This is a genomic window from Alsobacter sp. R-9 (assembly GCF_054612375.1).
This window is the reverse complement of sequence record NZ_JBTSWJ010000002.1, coordinates 249,388-265,542: the sequence shown is the minus strand read 5'-3', so window position 1 is coordinate 265,542 and position 16,155 is coordinate 249,388. Positions and strand designations below refer to the sequence as shown.

At 65.2% G+C, this 16,155-nt stretch carries 16 protein-coding genes and 2 tRNA genes; 6 read left to right on the top strand and 12 right to left on the bottom strand.

What is annotated here, in order from left to right:
- Nucleotides 1-10: 10 nt before the first annotated feature.
- A complete protein-coding gene (locus ACX9GQ_RS03990; protein ID WP_459628243.1) occupies nucleotides 11-952 on the bottom strand; it encodes a DUF6492 family protein in 942 nt (313 codons plus the stop codon).
- 179 nt (nucleotides 953-1,131) lie between these two features.
- On the opposite strand from ACX9GQ_RS03990, the gene ACX9GQ_RS03985 reads away from it, so the two are divergent.
- Nucleotides 1,132-1,890, top strand: a complete 759-nt coding sequence (locus tag ACX9GQ_RS03985) for a polysaccharide deacetylase family protein (RefSeq protein WP_459628242.1) — start codon at nucleotides 1,132-1,134, stop codon at nucleotides 1,888-1,890.
- Nucleotides 1,891-1,894: 4 nt separating this feature from the next.
- Here the strand turns inward: ACX9GQ_RS03985 and ACX9GQ_RS03980 are convergent.
- The 7 genes from ACX9GQ_RS03980 to ACX9GQ_RS03950 all read right to left on the bottom strand — a co-directional run bounded on the left by ACX9GQ_RS03980 (nucleotide 1,895) and on the right by ACX9GQ_RS03950 (nucleotide 6,091).
- Nucleotides 1,895-1,971, bottom strand: a tRNA-Arg gene (locus ACX9GQ_RS03980).
- 37 nt (nucleotides 1,972-2,008) lie between these two features.
- Nucleotides 2,009-3,406 (bottom strand): hypothetical protein, encoded by a 1,398-nt coding sequence (locus ACX9GQ_RS03975; protein WP_459628241.1) that lies wholly within the window; start codon nucleotides 3,404-3,406, stop codon nucleotides 2,009-2,011.
- A gap of 100 nt (nucleotides 3,407-3,506) precedes the next feature.
- Nucleotides 3,507-3,809, bottom strand: a complete 303-nt coding sequence (locus ACX9GQ_RS03970; RefSeq protein ID WP_459628240.1) for an ETC complex I subunit — start codon at nucleotides 3,807-3,809, stop codon at nucleotides 3,507-3,509.
- 67 nt (nucleotides 3,810-3,876) lie between these two features.
- Nucleotides 3,877-3,953: transfer RNA gene (locus ACX9GQ_RS03965), tRNA-Pro, on the bottom strand.
- A gap of 77 nt (nucleotides 3,954-4,030) precedes the next feature.
- Nucleotides 4,031-4,507: a DUF192 domain-containing protein gene (locus tag ACX9GQ_RS03960; protein ID WP_459628239.1), complete on the bottom strand. Its 477-nt coding sequence runs from the start codon at nucleotides 4,505-4,507 to the stop codon at nucleotides 4,031-4,033.
- A gap of 118 nt (nucleotides 4,508-4,625) precedes the next feature.
- Nucleotides 4,626-5,267 carry a cold-shock protein gene (locus tag ACX9GQ_RS03955; protein WP_459628238.1) on the bottom strand — a complete coding sequence of 214 codons (642 nt, stop codon included), beginning with the start codon at nucleotides 5,265-5,267 and terminating at the stop codon, nucleotides 4,626-4,628.
- Nucleotides 5,268-5,362: 95 nt separating this feature from the next.
- Nucleotides 5,363-6,091, bottom strand: coding sequence for an SIR2 family NAD-dependent protein deacylase (locus ACX9GQ_RS03950; RefSeq protein ID WP_459628532.1), 729 nt, complete (start codon nucleotides 6,089-6,091; stop codon nucleotides 5,363-5,365).
- 283 nt (nucleotides 6,092-6,374) lie between these two features.
- Here ACX9GQ_RS03950 and ACX9GQ_RS03945 point away from each other — a divergent pair, with 283 nt between their 5' ends.
- From ACX9GQ_RS03945 to ACX9GQ_RS03935, 3 genes are read left to right on the top strand one after another with little or no spacing between them, the layout of a single operon-like run.
- Entirely contained in the window at nucleotides 6,375-6,857 is a 483-nt protein-coding gene (locus ACX9GQ_RS03945; protein ID WP_459628237.1) for a MarR family winged helix-turn-helix transcriptional regulator, read from the top strand.
- Nucleotides 6,854-8,026, top strand: coding sequence for an HlyD family secretion protein (locus tag ACX9GQ_RS03940; RefSeq protein ID WP_459628236.1), 1,173 nt, complete (start codon nucleotides 6,854-6,856; stop codon nucleotides 8,024-8,026). The genes ACX9GQ_RS03945 and ACX9GQ_RS03940 overlap by 4 nt, the downstream gene beginning before the upstream one ends.
- A 26-nt stretch (nucleotides 8,027-8,052) precedes the next feature.
- On the top strand, nucleotides 8,053-9,627 hold the full coding sequence (locus ACX9GQ_RS03935; RefSeq protein WP_459628235.1) for a DHA2 family efflux MFS transporter permease subunit: 1,575 nt from the start codon (nucleotides 8,053-8,055) through the stop codon (nucleotides 9,625-9,627).
- Between the two features lie 15 nt (nucleotides 9,628-9,642).
- Here ACX9GQ_RS03935 and ACX9GQ_RS03930 read toward each other — a convergent pair whose 3' ends face one another.
- A complete protein-coding gene (locus tag ACX9GQ_RS03930) occupies nucleotides 9,643-10,695 on the bottom strand; it encodes a glycosyltransferase (RefSeq protein WP_459628531.1) in 1,053 nt (350 codons plus the stop codon).
- A 166-nt stretch (nucleotides 10,696-10,861) separates the two neighbouring features.
- Between ACX9GQ_RS03930 and ACX9GQ_RS03925 the strand changes: the two genes are divergently transcribed.
- Nucleotides 10,862-11,947 (top strand): hypothetical protein, encoded by a 1,086-nt coding sequence (locus ACX9GQ_RS03925; protein ID WP_459628234.1) that lies wholly within the window; start codon nucleotides 10,862-10,864, stop codon nucleotides 11,945-11,947.
- Here ACX9GQ_RS03925 and ACX9GQ_RS03920 read toward each other — a convergent pair.
- From ACX9GQ_RS03920 to ACX9GQ_RS03910, 3 genes are all read right to left on the bottom strand, one after another.
- Nucleotides 11,928-12,668, bottom strand: a complete 741-nt coding sequence (locus ACX9GQ_RS03920) for a 4'-phosphopantetheinyl transferase family protein (RefSeq protein ID WP_459628233.1) — start codon at nucleotides 12,666-12,668, stop codon at nucleotides 11,928-11,930. The genes ACX9GQ_RS03925 and ACX9GQ_RS03920 overlap by 20 nt on opposite strands.
- A 25-nt stretch (nucleotides 12,669-12,693) precedes the next feature.
- Entirely contained in the window at nucleotides 12,694-13,794 is a 1,101-nt protein-coding gene (locus ACX9GQ_RS03915) for a glycosyltransferase (RefSeq protein ID WP_459628232.1), read from the bottom strand.
- Nucleotides 13,795-13,965: 171 nt separating this feature from the next.
- Nucleotides 13,966-15,435, bottom strand: a complete 1,470-nt coding sequence (locus tag ACX9GQ_RS03910; RefSeq protein WP_459628231.1) for an MDR family MFS transporter — start codon at nucleotides 15,433-15,435, stop codon at nucleotides 13,966-13,968.
- A gap of 264 nt (nucleotides 15,436-15,699) precedes the next feature.
- Between ACX9GQ_RS03910 and ACX9GQ_RS03905 the strand changes: the two genes are divergently transcribed.
- Complete coding sequence (locus ACX9GQ_RS03905; protein WP_459628230.1) at nucleotides 15,700-16,023, top strand: hypothetical protein; 324 nt, start codon at nucleotides 15,700-15,702, stop codon at nucleotides 16,021-16,023.
- Nucleotides 16,024-16,155: the final 132 nt, after the last annotated feature.

Sequence of the window (16,155 nt, the reverse complement as noted above, 5' to 3'; positions counted from 1 at the left end):
CCGCCTGGGCTCAACGGGTCTGCCGGACCGAGGAGTCCCGGTCCTGTGCCGCAGCGAAAGCGATGGAATGGTCGACGATACGTCGTCTCGCATCAATGTTGAGCTTAATTGTCGATTGAATGCCGATTGCGGCATAAGCGGGGCGAAGGTCCCGCTCCAATGTCGCAACGGCTTCGCTCTCGGTCAGGTTCTCGTCCCAGAGCGTCTCGCACAGACTGACGCTCGTGGGTGAATGGCCTGCCGTCGTCATTCCGAGGACTTTCTCGCAGAATACACCATAGAGTGTGTATTCCGAGAGGTGGTCCGCACGGGCCAGCGCGGAAATCCAGTCCCGGCCGCAGGCGCCCTCGATGTGGGATGTCATGAGGCGGGCCACGGCAGGACGCCACGTCACCACGGTGTCGATGTAGTCGGCACCATGATAGGCGGAGGGCGGAAGTCCAAGAAGACTCGACGCCGCCAGATGCCATGGATGATGACTGGGGTCGTTAGCCGCGCCCGGTACCTGCTTGAAGCGAACGCCGTCACTCTTGAAAAGATCGGCAGGCATAAGCGGCCGAATGAACGCCACGTCGCTGTCGACATGGACGACGGCGTCCTCTCGGCTGCGCGCCGCCGCAGCGATCTTCATGATCTGCTGCACGATCCAACCCCGGACGAGACCGCCGCGCAGCGAGACGTAGACGTTTCGACGCGGCAAGCCGAGGCGGGCCCGCCAGTTCGCCGGCGGCATTGGCAGACGGAAGAGCCAGGGAGGCAACAGGTCCTCCTGATGCTCGATCCGGCGCCGACCGTTAGCGAGAGGCGCGAAGAGATCTCGATCTGAGCGTGGAACCAGCAAGATGTGCGGAATTTCGGGAGAGACGAACCGATCGACCGTCTCGCACATCAGGCAGCAGAGTTCGAAGTCGCCGCGGAAGGAAAAGGAGAGCAACGCGGCGGAGCCTGGCAATGCTGGAATCCTTGGCAAGCGACGAGGGTTGACGCTTACCGGGTCGGCAGAAGGCTGGCAAGCAAGGCAGGTTCTTCGGCGCAAGCCATGAGCCCGTTGTGGGCCTTGCGGCCACGCCATGGCTGGTTAGCATGCCGGTCCTAAAGGCAGGGACATCGCTTCGGACGCGGTCGACAGGGATGAACGAGATGACCACCCGAAAGGCCAAGCCCTGGGACAGCCGACTGCTCGTTCTGTGCTACCACGCGCTTGCGGACACGTCGGCAATGGGTCCGATCGCCGGCTATGGCATGCCTCTGCAGGATTTCGAGCAACAGATCTATGCACTTCGACGTTGGGGCTTTGATTTCCCATCTCCCGACGCGGTCATCGCATACCTCAAGGGCGAGGCGAAGCTGGACAGGCGCAGCGCACTGATCACGTTCGACGACGCTTACGCCAACATCATGCCAGGCCTGAAGATACTTGGCTCACTGGACATCCCGTCGATCGTGTTCGCGGTGAGTGGGTTGGTGGGACGAACGAATGAATGGGACGCGGACCTGGGCGTCCCGCCCATGGCGCTGATGAGCGCGGTCGAGATGCGCGCTGCGCATGCCGAAGGCGTTGAGTTTGGGGTGCATTCGCGAACCCATCCCCACATGACGGCTGTCGACGACCAGCGGTTGGTGGACGAGACGAAAACGGCTTTCGAGGAATTGTCCGCGATGGGCGTCGGGCGCCCGAGGTTCTTCGCCTATCCGCACGGCGACCATGACGAGCGGATCCGGAAGGCGGTCGAAAGAAGCGGGATTGAGGTGGCTTTTCACTGCCAGCCCGGCGCCGCCTTTCCGACGATGGATCTCTTCGCCGTTCCGCGCATGGAGATCCTGCGGCCCCACGCGGGTCCGAGGTTCGGACGCTACGTGTTGCGCATGCTCGTAGAGAGCTATTTTTAGCCGATGGCGACCCCGGCAGGGCTCGAACCTGCGACCTGCCGCTTAGAAGGCGGCTGCTCTATCCAGCTGAGCTACGGGGCCACTTGGACGGCCGAACCACCGCCCAACGGTCCACGCTCTATGACGCAAGCGTCTTGCGACGACAAGCCCGGACGCCCTGTACGACCGTGCAGTCATAGTTGCGGCGAACAAGGTCTTCCACCCGGTCGACGAACCTTTGCCAAGCCTCCGGTTCATCGTCCTTCTTGACCAATGTCTTGCCGATGAGGAGATGGTCGGCTCCGCTGGCGCAATCAAAGACCCGCTCCAGAATGGCCGCCGGCTCAAAGTAGTACTGATGGAAACGAGGACACTGAAGGATCCAGCGCTCCGTCTGCCACGCATGACGACCGTCGTCCGTCCCCCCCAGTCGCGCATAACGACCTGGCGGACCCAGGCTGTTCAGGGCGTCGGCCTCCGGCGACGTTGTTCGGAGCGCCCGCAACTGCGCCGGAAACTCCGCCATCCTCTTGACGACGTGAACCGGCTTGTAGCCCGCGGCCAACACGAAGGCACAGTAGAGCAGCACAAAGGTAGCCGCCCACGAATACCGTTCCCAGAGCAATCCGAGCGGCCACGAAGCGGCCACGAGGGCAAGCACTCCCCCGAAGTATAGAAGCTGGAAATGGAAATTCCACATGGCCGTCACGGCAAGAACGCCGAGACCCGCCGTGATGGCCGACAGCGCTCCGAGAGCGATCACGGCCGGCCCGGCCTGCGCGGATTCTCCAGGACGACGTCCCCAGATCAGCCCGAGCCAGGCGCAGGAAACCGCCATGCCGACCAACATCAGCAAAGAAACGGAATCGACACGGGTCAGATGGGCGAAGGTCGACTTGAGGAACCCCGTGGCCTGAAGGATCGTTTCGTTTCCGGAATATCGGACATTGCCGACGATCACATCGATGAAGGGAATGAGTTCGCCTCTCACTGCAAGCAGGAGACAGGCCGCGATGGTGGCGATCATCACGCCCGCGATGACTCGCGTCACGCCGGCGCCAGACCCGTGCACGAATACCAGAACCACGGCAGCAGCCACGGGTGCGTACAGGATCTTGACGAACGCCAGCACCCCGATCAGGCAACCCGCGGCCATTGCCCTCCCCCGCAGTGCAAGGCTGGCCGCGGCAAGCGCCAGAACGACGCCGGGCAGATAGCCGCCGCCTGGAATGTAGTACGCCCCCGCCAGAACGACCGGCACGCCGGCGAAAGCAACAATAATCCGGAAACTGCCTAATCCGGCCTGCTTCATCATGTCGTTCACAATGAAGCTGCAAGTGACAAACAAAATCAACTCGGTGATGAACTCTGAAACTCCGCCACCAATCCTTTGTGTAGCCACGAAATAATAGAACAAGGGCTCCTTATTGTCATAGACATCGATGTAAAGCCGATCACCCGCCAGTAAACGCTGGGCGACGGATACGAAAATCCCGCGGTCGCCTCCCGTTGATGGAACCATCAGCGGGACGAGCATGGCCCAAACGACGGCCACGGTGCCGGCGAGGCAAAGTCGGGAAACCCAGCCCGGGGGCGCAATTGGGGACTTCACGGGGCCCCGCAGGATCAGCGCCCGATCAATGCGTCCAGGGGCCGACCCGATTGAACTTGAAATTGTCGGAATAGGCGATCGAACGCCTGCGCGCAGCATTCGGCTCCTCGACGGTCGCCGCAATGCCGCTTCGCTGGGCGTAGGCGACCGCGTCTTCCCGGGTGTCGAACCACAGCTTCACCTGCTGGCGAGTGTCGGAAGACGACGTCCAGCCCATGAGCGGATCGACCTCCCGGGCCGTTGCAGGCTCGTACTCAAGAAGCCAGCGCGTCTTGGCGGTCCCGGACTGCATGGCATTCTTGGCGGGACGATAAATCCGAGCCTTCATGTCGTTCCCTCGCCGCTTGCTTCCAATCCACTGTCCCACAGCGCCTCTGTCGCGGCGCCCGGCTCGCTGGTCGGGGCAGCAGGATTCGAACCTGCGACCTGTAGTACCCAAAACTACCGCGCTACCAGGCTGCGCCATACCCCGCCGAGAGAGCCAACCGGGATTACGGTCTGCCCCGGCGATGGTCAAGGGCCGCCACCGCGTCGACGTCGCAACGGCTCTCAACTCTTTGGCGCAGTGCCGAACAGTGCATGAAGCACCTTGTCGCCCGGCCTGATTCCGAGCTTTGCCGAAACACCGCCGTTGATCTCCAGCACGCCCAGCACGTTCTCGCCCGAAGCGATCGTGCGGGTCGACAACGGTTCCGTCATTTCGGCGATGCGGGCGATCGTGCCGTCCTTGCGGATGAACAGCATGTCGAGCGGAATGTAGGTGTTCATCATCCACATCGCGACCGGCTGCTCGGACTTGAAATCGAAGAGCATGCCGCGGTCGGCCGGAAGATAGCGGCGGTTCATCAGGCCTTTCGCCCGCTCCTCGTCGGTGCGCATGACCTCGACCTCGAAGGTCTTGGGGCCTGCGGTGGTCTGGATCACGAGACGCTCCAGAGCCGCCTGGGCGTGTGCCTGCGGCAGGGGTACGGCAAAGCCGAGGAGGGTCAGAACAAAAAGCAGCGGAAGAAGACGGCGCATGGGCATGGAACACCGGACGCTGGACGGTGCGCGAACCCTGTCAGCGCCGTGATCCCGCGTCAATGCACAGGAAAGCGACGCCAGACGGCCTTCTACCGGTAGTTGCGCGGCCTGAATGAAGACCTCAGTGCGCGTGCGGCGCGCCGCCTTCCATCAGGCGAACCTCGGCCGCCATCAGCCCCTTCGGACCATCGCCGAAACGCGCCAGCACGAACTGCCCGGGCTTCAACTCGGCGATGCCGTAACGGCGCAGGGTCTCCATGTGGACGAAGATGTCCGGCGTCCCCTCCCCGCGCGACAGGAAACCGAATCCGCGCAGCCGGTTGAACCACTTCACCTCGACGCGCTCGAGGCCGCTCGTCGGCGTGACCGTGACATGGGTGCGCGCGGGGGGAAGCTGCGAGGGGTGCAGGGCGTTCGACGTGTCCATCGACAGGATGCGGAATGCCTGGAACCCTCGCGCCCTCCGCTGCGCCTCGCACACGACCCGCGTACCCTCGTAGGCGGTCTGGAACCCGTCTCGGCGCAGGCATGTGGCGTGAAGGAGCACATCGGGCATGCCGTTGTCCGGCACGATGAAGCCATAGCCCTTCGAGGCATCGAACCACTTGATGGTGCCCGAAATCTCGATGAGTTCGACGCTGGCCGAGCCGTCTGCCGAACTCTCCGCCCGGAAGCCCTCTTCCACCTCGAAATGTGGATCCAGGGTGGGCTTAATCGAGGCGTGGTTGGACATTGCGAGGACCGGAACGCAGGTTTCGTCCATGCAACGTTAACCATACGCGTTCCGATTCTCACCACAAAGGTGAGTCCGCGTGGAAATTTCTCACAGATTATGGCGGAGGCGCGGCAGGCTCCGGATCATCCACCGGAAGCCGACGCGCCCAGGCCCGCGAGCGCGTCCCCGATTCCGCCCCTCACCACCAGGTCGGCATGATGGTCCAGCGGCGTCGGATCGCGGTTGACGATGACCAGCACGGCTCCGCGAGCCTTCGCGAGGGCTGGCAGGCGCGCTGCGGGCTGGACGACCAGCGACGAGCCCAGCACGAGGAAGAGGTCGCACGCGTCGACGGCTTCGAAGGCGCGCCGCATGGCCTCCTCGGGCATCGCCTGCCCGAAGGAGATCGTCGCCGACTTCACGATCCCGCCGCAGTGTGAGCACGCCGGCGGGACGCCGCTGCGCTCGAACGTCTCCCGCACCCAGGGCAACTCGTGGCGGAGGTCGCACGACAGGCAGGTTGCATAGGTGCCGTTGCCATGGAGCTCGACGATCGCGTCGCCCGGCAGGCCAGACTCCTGATGCAGATTGTCGATGTTCTGGGTGATGACGGTCCGGAGACGCCCCTGCCGGTGGAGATCGACAAGCGCCATGTGCCCCCGGTTCGGGCGTGCGCCGCGATAGAGATCGTCCATCGTGAACTTGCGCCGCCAGGCCTCGGCACGAGCGGCCGCGCTGGCCAGGTACTGGTCGAAGGGAATCGGACGGTTCGCCGTCCAGGGGCTCCCCGGCGAGCGGAAGTCGGGCACCCCCGACTCGGTCGAGATGCCGGCGCCGGTGAAGGCCACGATGCGCCGGGCCTCGCCCAGCATTGGCCGGAGCGCGGCGATGGCATCGGCCCCCGCGGAGGTCGTGGAATCGATCTGAACCATTCCCCCAAGATGGCGTTCCAACCCGCGATCGGAAAGCGGGGCGGAGAGGCCGGTTTTCAATGCAAGGCCCAGTCTCGGCCAAGCCCTGTATCGGCCAAGCCCTGTCTCGACCTTGCGCTTGAAATCGTCAGATCGACCTTATATTAAGCTTCCATATGATCAGCCGGATGTGGCATCTCCCTCCCAGGGTGAGCCCCATCCGCACCGGACGGACACCCTTTCCATGCCCGATCGCTTCAGCGGTGGCACCACCAAGCCCCGCGAACTGGCCTTTCTCATCGCCGACGTGGCGCGTCTCATGCGCACCGTGACAGACCAGCGCGCCGGCGCAGCCGGTACCACGCGGGCCCGCTGGGCTGTGCTGGTACGGATTGAACGGCACCCCGGGCTGAGCCAGAACGAGCTTGCGCACCTGCTCGACGTCCAGCCCATCACGCTGGGCCGCCTCGTCGACCGCCTGTGCGAGGAAGGGCTCGTCGAGCGCCGGCCCGATCCGGCCGACCGCCGCATCCGCCGCCTGCATCTTCGCGATGCGGCCTATCCCGTCCTCGAACAGCTCGCCGGCATCGGCCGCACCCTGATGGCCGACGCCCTGGACGGCCTCGACGAGCCAGCGCTCGACGCCCTCGTCGAACACCTCGACACCATCAAGACCAATCTTCGGCGCCAGCTCTCGCAGGCGGCCGGAGAGAGGAAGGCATCATGACCTCGAACACGTCCACCTCCGATCGCCCCCAGACTGCTCCCGCGTCCGCACCGGCTTCGTCGGGTGCCGTCGCGCCGCTGCAGCAGGACACGCTTCCGCCGGTCCGTCCGAGGCGGCGGCGCGGCCTGCGCCTCGTCCTGCTCGTCCTGATCCCGCTGGCCGCCATCGGCGGCGCGGGCTGGATGTGGCTGAACGGCGGCCGCTTCGTCGGCACCGACAACGCCTACGTCGCCGCGCAGAAGGTGCTGGTGACCCCGGAGGTGTCCGGCAAGGTCGTCGGCATCGCGGTCAAGGAGGGGCAGCACGTCGCCGTGGGCGACGAGTTGCTGCGCATCGACCCCGAGCCCTACAGGATCGCCCGCCAGCAGGCGCAGGCCAGGCTCGCCGGGCTGGAGACCGAGTTCGCCAACCTGAAGGCGAGCCTCGCCAGCCTCGAGCGCCAGATCGACACGGCGCGCCAGACGGTTGCGCTGCGGCAGTCCGACCTGCAGCGCAAGGCCGAGTTGCTGACCAACCGGACGGGATCCAAGGCCGAGGCCGAGACGGCCGAGATCGGCGTCGCCGCCGCCCGCACGCAGCTCGAGACGCTGGAGCAGCAGCGCACGGCGGTGCTCAACCAGTTGCGCGGGCAGCCCGATCTGCCGATCGAAGCCTACCCGCCCTACATGGAGGCCCAGTCGGCCCTCGCCCGCGCGGACCTCGATCTCGAGCGCGCCACGTTGCGTGCGCCCATCGCCGGCGTCGCCACGCAGGTGTCGAGCATCCAGATGGGACGGTACCTGTCAGCCGGAACGGCCATCTTCAGCATCGTCGACGACGCCCGCCCCTGGGTCGACGCCAACCTGAAGGAGACCGACCTCACCCACGTGAAGCGCGGCCAGGAGGCCACCGTCTCCGTCGATACCTTCCCCGGCCGGGTCTGGCACGGGCGAGTGGCCGCGATCAGCCCGGGCACCGGCGCGCAGTTCGCGATCCTGCCGCCGCAGAACGCCAGCGGGAACTGGGTCAAGGTGGTGCAGCGCGTGCCCGTGCGGATCGAGTTCGACGCCGGAGAGGACGTCTCGGCGCTTCGGGCCGGCATGAGCACGGTGGTCGACATCGACACGAAGCGCGAGCGGACCCTTGCCGGCCTTCTCGGCCTGCCCGCGACGGCGCACGGCGACCACTGACGGATCCCCGCCGGACGAGCGCCCCCATGTCCGCCGCAGCCTCCCCCTCCCCCGCAGCGCTCGCCGGCGAAGCGCCCGGCCTGCGCCGGGGCCTCATCACCATCTGCGTGATGATGGCGACGATCATGCAGGCGCTGGACACGACCATCGCCAACGTCGCCCTGCCCTACATGCAGGGCAGCCTGGGCACGACGGTGGACCAGGCAAGCTGGGTGCTCACCTCCTACATCGTCGCGGCCGCGATCATGACGTCGCCGCTGGGGTGGATGTCTGCCCGCTACGGGCGCAAGCGTCTCTTCATCGTCTGCACCGCAGGTTTCACCGTCGCGTCGATGCTCTGCGGCGCGGCCCAGAGCATCGAGCAGATGGTGCTCTTCCGGCTCCTGCAGGGGGTCTTCGGCGCCGCGCTGGTTCCGCTCTCGCAGTCCGTCATGCTCGACGCCTACCCCATCGAGCAGCGCGGGCAGGCGATGGCGATCTGGGGCATGGGCGTGATGCTGGGCCCCATCATGGGCCCCACCCTCGGCGGCTGGCTCACCGAGTACTACTCGTGGCGGTGGGTGTTCTTCGTGAACCTGCCCTTCGGCATTCTCACCGTGCTGGGCCTCGCGGCCTTCATGAAGGAGACGCCGGTCAACCAGAAGCTCACCTTCGACTGGACGGGCTTCCTCGCGCTCAGCCTCGGCATCGGTTCCCTGCAGCTGATGCTGGACCGCGGCGAGCAGGCCGGCTGGTTCGACTCCACCGAGATCGTGATCGAGGCCGGGCTCGCCGTGCTGGGCTTCTACGTGTTCCTCGCCCACGCCCTGACGCATCCGCGCCCCTTCATCCCGATCCAGATCTTCCGCGACCGCAATTTCACGGTCGGCGTGGTCTTCATGTTCATCATCGGGATCATCCTGCTGGCGAGCATCGCGCTGCTCACGCCGTTCATCCAGAACCTGATGGGCTACCCCGTCCTGGACGCCGGCATGCTGCTCGGCGTGCGCGGCATCGGCACGCTGATCGCGATGATGATCGTCGGCCGCCTCCTGCGCGTCGTCGACGGGCGGATCCTCGTCTTCATCGGGCTGTCGCTGTCGACATGGTCGCTGTGGATGTCGGTCGGCTTCACGCCGGACACATCCGCCCGTCACATCGAGTTCGTCTCGATCCTGCAGGGCTTCGGGCTGGGCTTTGTCTTCGTCCCGCTGAACACGATCGCCTTCGCCACCCTCCCCGCCCACCTGCGCACGGACGGCACGGCACTCTGGACGCTGATCCGCAGCATCGGCAGTTCCATCGGCATCTCGATCGTCATCGCCACCTTGACCAACAAGACCGCGACCTTTCACAGCCAGCTCGCCGAGCAGGTGACGCCGTTCAGCGATGCCCTGCGCCACCCGGACTGGAGCCGCTGGATCGACCCGGCCACGGAGACCGGCCGCGCGCTGCTCGAGCAGATGGTCAGCCGCGAGGCCGCCATCATCGCCTACGCCAACGACTTCCAGCTGATGACCTGGATCAGCCTCGCCGCCTTCCCGCTGCTGCTCTTGCTGAAGAAGCCCGGCGCGCGGCGTGGCAGCGGCTCGCACGGATCCGCGGCCGCGGCGATGGAGTGAGCGGCGCGCCCCCGGTCAGGCGTTGCCGTACCGATCGATAATCGAAGCTTGAAGGGCGCCGTGGACGTCCGCGATCCGGGCCGGATCGCAGCGATAGAGCTGCGCCAGATGGGCAAGCGAGATCAGTGTTCCGCGTGTACGCCGGAACCGGAACTCCCTTTCGGAGAGATCCTTGAGGAACCGGATGAGCAGGCGCTTGCGGACGATTGCCGTCCAGCGCCGCGAGATGGTGCCCAGGTCGTCCGCATGGAGGACCTGCAAGGCCGCGGGGTTGAGGTCAGCAAGGGCCGTGGTCGCGACGCGGGACAAGCGCCCGCCAGGCACCTCGAGATGATGGAGACGTGCGCCGTGGGCGACGACGAGAGCACCCAAGCGTGACGCCCGGTAGCTGAAGTCCTGATCTTCCCCCGCGCTGTAGCGCATCAGCATCGGAGAAAACGCGAGGCTGTCAAAAACCTTCCGGCGGAACGTCATGGCGTACCCAGCCATGACGTCAATGGATGTGAGATGGCATTTTAAACATTCAGGCGGCACAGCGTGACGTACGGGATGGGCGTCGTACGGCAAAAAATAAGTGCTTTCGGTATCGAGCAATTTCTTGGCGAAACTCCGTAGCGCGCTTTCTCCCCTTGCGTCCGTTGAAGCGGTCGACGACGGCTCGCCCGGTATGCTTTCGCAAGGCTCAGCCATGATCCCTGCGATTTTGTGATGCCGATCGAGGGCATAAACTTCTAGTATGCGTTCCGCACAATCCTGGAACATCAACGAGTCGTCATCGATCAGAAAGACAATCTCTCCTTTGGAGATTCTTACTCCCTGGTTCCTCTGAACCGTAAGCGACGGCTTTTCTGCCTTCACGTAGTTCAAAGGAAGTTGGCCGAGAAATGCTTTGTTCGCAGAACTGGCGTTAGTGTCGTAGTCCTTGCTGGCGTCGACGACGACAACATCGAGTGGTCGAACGGTTTGCGAGGCCGCCCACGTAAGGCATCGATGGAGGATGGCCGGCCGCTCGTAAGTCGCTACGACGAGCGACCACGATGGAAGCCCGGTCCGATCGCCTTCATCCATCTGCACCGTTGCCTCCGCCGCGGGCGCTGTCCAAGACTTGCACCACTCGATCGAAATCCAGTTTTTAGCTTAACGAATAGAAATGATTGAACTCAACTTGAATCAGATCGCACCGAGGCTGCATAATGTGAATGCAGTTAATCTTCCGATCCATGTGGAGTGTTCCATGAAGCTGCGCGCAGTGTTGGCTCTCACGGCTTCATTGGCGGCGACGTCCCCGTGTCTGGCGCAGATGGCAGGCCCGTCGATCGGTCGGCCCACGGGCGGAGAGTACCGGGAGCCTTGGCTTCAACCCTTCTCCGCACAAAGCGTCTGGAACACGCCTTTGGGACGAGGTGCGATCTTCCAGGACGGAAAGGCACTGGAAACGAGCACGTACTTGAATCGCAACGCCGGGCAGATCAACGGCGCGGTGCGGATCATTGGCTTCCCCGAGTATCCGGTTTTCAAGGGAAAGCCGACCGATCCCGTCGTTCGATGGACGTATCAACATCGCGCTGGGACGCTCCCGTGGCCGTTCGTGAGTACCAAGAACGAGTTCTTCCTCCGAATGCCGGCCGAGATTCCCACCTATGACGAAGGCGACGGGCACATGGTGATTGTGTCTGACGACGGCGAATTCGCCTACGAAATGTGGCTGGCCCGCTTCGACAAGAAAACACGCGAATACACTGTAGGCTACGTCGTTCGAACCAATCTGTACGGCCCCGGCATTGCACAGCGCGACGGCATCAGCGAAGGGATCCGCGCAGCCGGGATGAGCATGTTCGGTGGTCTCATTCGTTGCTACGAGCTGGAGCGTAAGCATATCCAGCACGCGCTTTCGATGATGGCGAGCCAGCACCAGCTCAAGAAGGGTGCGACCATGAACGATCAGAAGGTCTGGCCGGCTACGCACACGGACGGAAGCGGGAAGAACAATTATTCCGGGTCCGTTCCCATGGGTGCGCTCTTCGGCATCCCGTCGACGGTCGATCTGACGAAGATTGGCATCAAGACACCCGAAGGCATGGCCCTTGCGCGCGCATTTCAGGAGTTCGGCGGCTACATCGTCGATACGGCCACGAACACCTCGAAACTCGCGATGGTCGAGGATGGCTGCGACAAGAAGATGGTCGACAACCTGTTCGTCGACATGGACGTGATCCAGGACAATCTGAGGATGGTCGTGAACAATACGCCTCAGTCCCCAGGCGGTCCCGGCGAGCGGGTCGCTCCACCGCCTCCCCCCCTCAAGCCGAGAGGTCAGTGACCGGAGGCGCAGGAAGCACGGCGACTTGAACGTCAAATTGCGACGCGTCAGCCGTCGCGAGGCAGACCGCGCCCGTGAGGCCATGCACGCGGATGTCACGGACCCACAAAGTGCCGGGCCCGTCGCCAGGCCAGTCGACGCGGATTGGTGTCGAGGATTCGTCGAAAGGGACGAAGAGTTTTGCCGGATCGATCGCAAAGCCAACGCCGACCGCCTTGAGGACTGCTTCCTTGCGGGTCCAGGCACGCAGGAACGCCGATCCCCGCTCGGCCAAGGGCAACTCCCGAAGTCGGATTGCCTGATCAGCCGACAACAGGATGTCTGCAGTCTCTGGGATGTTTGGCGGAACGTCCTCCTCTATATCGAGGCCAACGGCACCACGGAACGACACGGCGACAGAGTCAAACTGCCTCGAGTGGCTGATGCTGAACTGAAGTCCCGCCGCCAGGACTGCGGGAAGCCGCGGGCGGCCGCCTGGTTCGATCTCGAGAACGGCCTGACTGGCCTCCCAGCCGAGAACGCCGTGGAGCACCGCCCGAAGAAGCCTGCGACCACCGAGGAACTTCGATCGCGCCCCCACATGGCTGATGCCGCCCGCCAGGGCCACGTCGGCGGTGGCTATCGACTGGTCCGGCACCGTCGACTCATTGCGCCGGCATATGACGACCAGGACATCGGGTCGGCCATCCGACAAGCCTTCCGGCTGTTCTGTCGCCGTCACGGCAACCGTTCCGGCGCGGGCCCGATCATTTGCGCCACGTGAACGTGGCCGTCATGGCGTAGTTCCACACGACTCCGACGGCGATGCCCGCAAGGGCCGAGAGCCACCATGCGTAGTCCCGCTCGAACAGGACGGACGCCACGCCGACGTTGGAGACGGCTCCGATCGAGCAGACCAGCCAGAACGACAGCAGGCCCTTCACGACCGGGCCGACGCCGCGCAGGCGCTTGTCCCGATAGGTGAGAACGTTATTGACGAAGAAGTTGAAAGTCATCGCCACGAGCGTTGCGACGGCCTGCGCGACGCGGAACGAACCGAAGGAGCCGAAGACCGCGGCGAGCGTCGCCATGTGCACCAGCACGCCGGAACCGCCGACGAGGCCGAAGAGCACGAAGCGGGTGGGCACGACGTGGCCGATCTTCTTGTCGACCAGCATCAGCAGGTACTCGAGCGCGACAGCCGAATCGAGCTTGCTTTCGCCATGCGTGCGCGTGCGGAACGTGTAGGCCACCTCCTTTACGCGCGGGACGATCGGCAACGACATGATGATGTCGAGGAGGATCTTGTACCCCTGCCCGGAGAGGTTGCGCACCGCGTCGAACACCAGCGCGCGCGGCATCATGAAGAACCCGCTCATCGGGTCGGACAGCTGCAACGGCAGGAAGAGGCGGGATATCGTCGTCGCAACGCGACTGACCCGAGCGCGGCCGGCATCCCAGGCGCCGATGCTCCCGTCCCCGACGTAGCGCGAGCCCACGACGATGTCGGCTTCGTCCGCCCTGAGGATGGCGAGCATGTCAACCAGCTTCGTCTCGTCGTGCTGGTGGTCTGCGTCGATCACGGCCACGTAGCTTGCGACGGTCGACAGCATGCCCTCGACGACGGCCGTGCTCAGGCCACGCCGGCCGATGCGTCTGATGCAGCGCACGCGGTGGTCTTCCCGTGCCAGCGCCTCGAGCTCGTCCGGCGTCCCGTCGTTCGAGTCGTCGTCGACGAAGATCGCCTCCCAGTGAATGCCGGCAAGGGCTGCCTCCAGGCTGGAAACGAGGCGGCGCACGTTTCCCACCTCATTGAAGGTCGGGATGATGACGGCAAGCTCCGGTGCACCGACCGGCGGCAACGTCATGTGGGGCGTCGTTTTCGGGGACTGGTGAAGCGACATGTGGATCTCTGGCCGCTCTCACCATTCATGAGACGAACGCTTGAGGCAATCCACCGGATCCCTTGGATTGAGTTCATCATTAAGGCACCCGATGGACTGGGCGGCGCTCGCGAACAACTCCGTCGCCGTCGCGGATCACTCCGCCACCGTGGCCTCTGCAGTGGGTCTGCTTCCGCGCATCGGCCGTTCCTCCATGGCCACGATCGCCGCCAGCGCACACAGGAAGCCCACGGCCGCAGTCGCGAACATCCATCCGAACGCGTTTGCCACCTCCGGCGTGGCCGCGACCGCGCCGTGGGCGCCGTGGAGCCCCCCGGCCACGCCGCCGCCGAGCAGGATCGCCCCGAACAGCGCCACGATCAGCGCGCCGCCGAGGCTGCGCGAGAAGTTCATCGCGCCCGTCGCCGTCCCGAGCTGGTGCAGGCTGACCGCGTTCTGGATCGCGACGGTCGTCACCGGGAAGACAGTCCCGATACCGATGCTCGTCAGTGACAGCATCACCTGGAGCAGCACGAACGAGACGTGGTTGGCCTGGAAGGCAAGGACGGCGGTCATCAGGGCGGCCACGCTGAGGCCGACCATCGGGATGCGCTTGTAATGCGTCATCTTGGTCAGCGCGCGCCCCGCAACGGTCGCCCCGGCGACCGTCCCCACCATCAGCGGAATGAGCGCCAGCCCGCTGTCGGCGGCCGAAAGACCCAGGACGATCTCGAAGAACGCGGGGACGTAGATCGTCAGGCCGATGAAGACGCCCATGCTGAACAACGCCGCCAGCGTGCCGGTGCGGACCACCTGGTTGGCGAAGAGCGACAAGGGGATCAGCGGCTCGTCGGCCCGCCCGAGCCGAAGCCCGAACAACAGCCACAGCACTGCCGAGAGGCCCACGAGACCGAGGATCGGGGCCGACAGCCACGGGTGCCTCACGCCGCCCCAGTTGAGCGCCAGCATGAGGACGCAGGTCGCGGCGACCAGCAGAACCGCGCCGAGGACGTCCAGCGAATGGCGCCGGTCATGGCGGGGAAGCCGCTTCAGCAGCGTATAGGAGAGCGCCAGCGACAGCGCGCCGATGGGAAGATTGATCCAGAAGATCCAGGACCAGTGCGCGTGCTCGGCGAAGAAACCGCCCAGGACTGGGCCGAGCAGGCTGGTGCTGACAAAGACGCTGGCGATGTAGACCTGGTAGCGCCCACGCTCCTTGGGCGCGACCACGTCGGCGATGATCGTCTGGCTCAGCGAGATCAACCCGCCGCCTCCAAGGCCCTGGAGCGCGCGCGCAAGGATCAGGGTGATCATGTTCGGAGCCATCGCGCAGGCGATGGAGCCCACGACGAACACCGAGATGCCGAAGAGAAGGGTCGGGCGGCGGCCGTGCGTGTCGCTGAACTTGCCGTACAACGGCGTCACGGCGGTCGACGTCACGAGATAGGACGTCACGATCCAGGGCAGCAGCTCGGGGTTGCCGAGGTCGCGCCCGATGGTCGGAAGGGCTGTCGCCACGATCGTCTGGTCGAGGGCGGCCAGGAACATGGCGGTGACGACGCCGAAGATGATGAGGCGGATCTCGGCGTGTGAGAGCGGCGCTGCGGAGGGTGCTGGCGAGGTCATGGCGCGGGGTCGAGGGCGGTGAAGGCCCGGGGCGCGGCGTCAGGCACGGGCAATGACAGCGAGAGGTGACAGGTGAGGCCCGCGTTGTCCAGCGCGGGCGCAGCCGGTCTGCGCTGCATCGCCGGCGAGGCAGCCCGGCGTCGCTCCGCCGCCATGTGCGTCGACGCACATCGGCCGGAGATGTCCGGATCTAGGGTCAATTCATCGCCGGAACGGAAACGCCGGCCACGAGATGAAGCCAACGACGACCCGAAGGAGACCATCATGTCGATCGTCACGAGCACCAGCCTGAAGCGTACCGCGGTCGCGGCCTTCGCCGCGCTGAGCATCGCGGCGGCGGTCGCCGCCTCCCCGGCCCAGGCCGCCAACGGCCGCAACGCAGCCTTCGCCGCCGGTGCGGTGGGTGGCCTCGCGCTGGGTGCCATCGCCGCTGGCGCCCTGAGCCAGCCCGCCTATGGCGCTCCCGCCTACTACTACGACCCGGCCCCCCGCCCCTATTACCGCCGCGCCTGCTGGACCGAGCGCCAGCCCGTGTACGACGCCTGGGGCGACTACGCCGGCACCCGCCGCGTCCGCGTCTGCAACTGATCGAGCAGCGAAGCGTTACCCCTGCCCTGCCGGCGAGGCGGCCCACCTCCACCGCCTCCCGACCAAGGCCAGGGACGAGACCGCGGCCGGGCCCGAAACCTGCCGAACCTGGAAGCACACGAAAGAGGCGCC

Excerpts from the sequence above, each read along its gene's own strand:
- ACX9GQ_RS03950 (WP_459628532.1), bottom strand. The coding sequence starts at position 6,091 with ATGCTGGGCGAGGCCCGGCGCATCGTGGCCTTCACCGGCGCCGGCATC.
- ACX9GQ_RS03960 (WP_459628239.1), bottom strand. The coding sequence starts at position 4,507 with ATGCCCATGCGCCGTCTTCTTCCGCTGCTTTTTGTTCTGACCCTCCTC.
- ACX9GQ_RS03930 (WP_459628531.1), bottom strand. The coding sequence starts at position 10,695 with ATGGATGAAGGCGATCGGACCGGGCTTCCATCGTGGTCGCTCGTCGTA.
- ACX9GQ_RS03910 (WP_459628231.1), bottom strand. The coding sequence starts at position 15,435 with ATGACCTCGCCAGCACCCTCCGCAGCGCCGCTCTCACACGCCGAGATC.
- ACX9GQ_RS03925 (WP_459628234.1), top strand. The coding sequence starts at position 10,862 with ATGAAGCTGCGCGCAGTGTTGGCTCTCACGGCTTCATTGGCGGCGACG.
- ACX9GQ_RS03985 (WP_459628242.1), top strand. The coding sequence starts at position 1,132 with ATGAACGAGATGACCACCCGAAAGGCCAAGCCCTGGGACAGCCGACTG.
- ACX9GQ_RS03970 (WP_459628240.1), bottom strand. The coding sequence starts at position 3,809 with ATGAAGGCTCGGATTTATCGTCCCGCCAAGAATGCCATGCAGTCCGGG.
- ACX9GQ_RS03940 (WP_459628236.1), top strand. The coding sequence starts at position 6,854 with ATGACCTCGAACACGTCCACCTCCGATCGCCCCCAGACTGCTCCCGCG.
- ACX9GQ_RS03975 (WP_459628241.1), bottom strand. The coding sequence starts at position 3,406 with ATGCTCGTCCCGCTGATGGTTCCATCAACGGGAGGCGACCGCGGGATT.
- ACX9GQ_RS03935 (WP_459628235.1), top strand. The coding sequence starts at position 8,053 with ATGTCCGCCGCAGCCTCCCCCTCCCCCGCAGCGCTCGCCGGCGAAGCG.
- ACX9GQ_RS03905 (WP_459628230.1), top strand. The coding sequence starts at position 15,700 with ATGTCGATCGTCACGAGCACCAGCCTGAAGCGTACCGCGGTCGCGGCC.
- ACX9GQ_RS03915 (WP_459628232.1), bottom strand. The coding sequence starts at position 13,794 with ATGACGTTGCCGCCGGTCGGTGCACCGGAGCTTGCCGTCATCATCCCG.
- ACX9GQ_RS03945 (WP_459628237.1), top strand. The coding sequence starts at position 6,375 with ATGCCCGATCGCTTCAGCGGTGGCACCACCAAGCCCCGCGAACTGGCC.
- ACX9GQ_RS03955 (WP_459628238.1), bottom strand. The coding sequence starts at position 5,267 with ATGGACGAAACCTGCGTTCCGGTCCTCGCAATGTCCAACCACGCCTCG.